The 4,339-nt window shown below is 70.5% G+C and carries 1 protein-coding gene; it reads right to left on the bottom strand.

What is annotated here, in order from left to right; genetic code table 11:
• Positions 1–4,298: amino acid adenylation domain-containing protein (locus ACFY32_RS34010; RefSeq protein ID WP_390676364.1), on the bottom strand; the 4,298-nt coding region annotated here is incomplete at its 3' end.
• Positions 4,299–4,339: the final 41 nt, after the last annotated feature.

A 4,339-nucleotide genomic window follows, 5' to 3' on the forward strand; every position in this document is an offset into this window, starting at 1 on the left:
CTCGCGGCGTACTCGCGCAGTTCAGCGCGGTCCAGAGCAGCCGGGACGACGTAAGCGACCAGGCGTTTGTCCCCGGGCTGGTCCTCGCGTACGACGACGGCGGCCTGGACGACATCGGGGTGAGCGGCCAGCACCGCCTCGACCTCACCCGGCTCGATCCGAAAGCCCCGGACCTTCACCTGCTCATCAGCGCGCCCGGCGAAATGCAACTGCCCGTCCGCCGACCACTTCGCCAGGTCACCGGACCGATACATCCTCTGATCCGGGGCGAAGGGGCAGGCCACAAACCGTTCGGCGGTCAAGTCAGGGCGACCGATGTAACCCCGCGCCAGACCAGGACCAGTGATGTAGACCTCCCCCACGACACCCGGCGGCACCGGTTTGAGGTAGTCGTCCAGGACGAAGACGCCCATGTTGCCGATGGGGGCGCCGATGGCGGGAGGCCGGTCGTCCGGGGCGAGTTCCGGGTCGAGGGGCGCAGGGGTGGCGGTGGTGATGACGGTCGCCTCGGTCGGCCCGTACGTGTTCCACACCGCTGTCCGTCCAGCCCATCGGGCGGCCAGGTCCGCGGTGAGCCGTTCGGCACCCAGCACCCAGTTCGTCACACCGGACACGTCGGCCGGGGTGAGCAGTCCGAGCAGCGAGGGCACCACGCTCGCCACCGATACACCGGAGGCACGGATCATCTCCGCCAGCGCCTGCGGATCACCCCGCTCCTCGTCCGAGGCGATCGCCAGCGTGCCGCCCGCCGCAAGAGTGACCGCCACATCCAACACCGCCGCGTCGAAACCGAACGACGCGAACTGGAGGGTGGTGATTCCCTCGCCCGCGCCGAGCACGGGTCGCATCGCCGCCGCGAGATTGGCGACGCCTCGATGCGCGACGGCCACGCCCTTGGGACGCCCGGTCGAACCCGACGTATAGATCACATACGCCAACTCGTCCGGCCCCACCCGCACCTCGCCCAGCGACTCAGCGGACTCGGACGCGATCGCCTCGGCACACTCATCCAGCAGGACCGTCCGCCCGCCTGCCACCGGCAGGCCCGACACGGACACCACGACGTCCGCACCACAGTCGGCCACCATGAACGCCAGCCGATCGGCGGGATACGCGGGGTCCAGCGGCACATACGCCCCACCCGCCTTCCACACCGCGAGCACCCCGACGACCATCTCCACCCCACGCGGCAGACACAGCCCCACCCGCGACTCCCGCCCGATACCCAGCCGCCGCAGATACCGCGCCAGTCGATTGGCACGGTTCTCCAACTCCCCGTACGACACCGCATCCGCACCACAGCGGAGCGCGACGGTGTCAGGTGAACGCCGCGCACGGGCCCGCACCAGATCGGGCAGCAGGTCATCGGCCACCGCCAGGGCCGTGGCGTTCCACTCCCCCACCACCCGCGCCCGCTCGCCCTCGTCGAGCAGGTCGAGATCGCTGAGCCGGATCTCGGGATCGGCCGCGACCTGCTCCAGCACCCGGACGAACCGATCCGCAAGCTTCCCCGCGGTGTCCTCGTCGAAGAGGTCGACGGCGTACCGGATGCCGCCGCCGAGCCCTGTGGGGGACCCGTCCCGGTCCCGGTGCTCGACCAGGGTGATCGCGAGATCGAACCGAGCCGGCGGCACGTCCAGCGGCGGCATCGGAGTGATCCGCAGGCCGGGCAGATCCCATCGGGGTTCCGGCACGTTCTGCACTGCCAGCATGACCTGGAACAGCGGGTTGCGCGACAGCGACCGGGCCGGGTTCAGCTCCTCCACCAGACGCTCGAACGGCACGTCCTGGTGCGCGTACGCCGCCAGGTCGGCCTCCCGCACCCGGTCCAGCACCTCGGCGAACGTCGGATCACCGCCGAGATCGGTACGCAGCACCAGCGTGTTGGCGAAGAACCCGGCCAGGTCCTCCAACTGCGCCTCGCCCCGGCCCGCGATCGCGGTCCCGATGGGGATGTCCTGTCCTGCTCCCATCTTCGACAGGAGCACCGACAGAGCGGCGTGTACGACCATGAACATCGTCGTCCGGCTGCGTTCGACCAGCTCGGCCAGTCGCGCATGGGTCCGGGCGTCCAGCCCTATCGCCGCTCCACCGCTGATGAACGACGGCACCGCGGGCCGCGGCCGGTCCCTGGGGAGCACTGTCTCGGCGGCGATGCCGTCCAGGGTCTTCTTCCAGTGGGCCAACTGCCGGCTGATGAGGCTGTCCGGGTCGTCCAGTTCGCCGAGCACGTCACGCTGCCACAGCGCGTAGTCCGCGTACTGCACGGGCAGCGGGGCCCAGCCGGGCGCCCGCCCATGGACGCGGGCCGTGTACGCCGTCCCGAGGTCACGCGCTAGCACGCCTACCGACCAGCCGTCCGAGGCGATGTGATGGGCCACGAGCAGCAGTACGTGCTCCGTCGGAGCCAACCGCAGCAGCCACACCCGCCACGGCAGTTCTACCCGCAGATCGAACTCACGCCACGCTCGTTCGGAGAGAGCGTGTCCGAGCCCGTCTTCGCTGGTCTCCTCCACGATCAGCGGCGGCCGCCCGGCCTCCCCGGTCAGGATGCGCTGCCGCGGTACCCCGTCGACGTCGGGGAACACCGTCCGCAGGCTCTCGTGCCGGTCGGCGACATCGCCCACCGCTGCCTCCAGGGAGGCCACGTCCACCTCGCCCGACAACCGCAGCGCCAGCCGGAGGCTGTAGGCCGCACCGACCCCCGGGCCGGCTTCGTCCAGCCGGTTGAGGAACCACATCCGCTGCTGCGCGAACGACAACGGCAGCACCTCTGGACGCGACCGCGCCCGCAACGCCATCCGCGACCGACCCGCCGCACCCTCCAACCGCCGCGCGATCCCGGCCACCGTCGGATCGGCGAACAACTCCCGGATACTCACCTCCGTATCCAGCACCGCCCGGACCCGCGCCAACAACCGCATCCCCAGCAGCGAATCCCCACCGAGTTCGAAGAACGAGTCGTCGGCTCCGACCCGCTCCACACCCAGCACCTCGGCGAACAGACCGCAGAGCACCTCCTCCGCCGGCGTACCCGGGGCACGGCCTCCCTCGACCACCGGATCAGGAGCGGGCAGGGCAGACCGGTCGAGCTTGCCGTTGAGGGTGAGCGGGAGCGCGTCGAGGGCCACGATCGCGGCGGGGACCATGTACTCCGGCAGGACCTTCGCGGCGTGCTCACGCAGTTCAGCGCTGTCCAGCACGGCAGCAGGGGCGACGTAGGCGACCAGCCGCCGATCGCCGGGCCGGTCCTCGCGTACGACCACGGCGGCCTGGCCGACATCAGGGTGAGCGGCCAGCACCGCCTCGACCTCACCCGGCTCGATCCGAAAGCCCCGGACCTTCACCTGCTCATCAGCACGCCCGGCGAAGTGCAACTGCCCGTCCGCCGACCACTTCGCCAGATCACCGGACCGATACATGCGCTGGCTGTGGACGAACGGGCAGGCCAGGAACCGTTCGGCGGTCAGGCCGGGGCGACCGATGTAACCCCGCGCGAGCCCAGGCCCGACGAGATACACCTCGCCCACGACCCCCGGCGGCACCGGCTGGAGGAAGTCGTCCAGGACGAAGACACGCATGTTGCCGATCGGTGCGCCGATAGCCGGCGGGGCATCATCCGGCCGGATTCCCGCATCCAGCGGAGCCCTCGTCACCGTACTGATGACGGTCGCCTCGGTCGGCCCGTACGTGTTCCACACCCGAGCCCGCGCACTCCACCGCGCCGCCAGGTCGGCCGTCAGCCGTTCCGCACCCAACACCCAGTTCTCCACCCCCGGCACCTCGGCCGGGTCCAGCACTCCCAACAGCGAGGGCACCACACTCGCCGTGCTCACACCGCAGGCGCGGATCATCTCGGCCAGCGCCCCAGGGTCCTCCCGCACCTGCTCGGAAGCGATCGCCAGCGTGCCGCCCGCCGCCAGGGTCACGGCGACGTCGAGAACGGCCGCGTCGAAGCTGAAGGACGCGAACTGGAGGGTGGTGACCCCTTCACCCGCACCCAGTACGGGACGCATCGCCGCCACGAGATTGGCGACGCCTCGATGCGCGACGGCCACGCCTTTAGGACGGCCGGTCGAACCCGACGTATAGATCACATACGCCAACTTGTCCGGCCCCACCCGTACCTCGCCCAGCGGCTCAGCGGACTCGGACGCGATCGCCTCGGCACGCTCATCCAGCAGGACCGTCCGCCCGCCTGTCACCAGCAGGCCCGACACGGACACCACGACGTCCGCACCACAGTCGGCCACCATGAACGCCAGCCGGTCAGCGGGATACGCGGGATCGAGCGGCACATACGCCCCACCCGCCTTCCACACCGCGAGCATCCCGACGA

It is taken from the genome of Streptomyces sp. NPDC000134, from assembly GCF_042899225.1.
GTDB lineage: Bacteria > Actinomycetota > Actinomycetes > Streptomycetales > Streptomycetaceae > Streptomyces.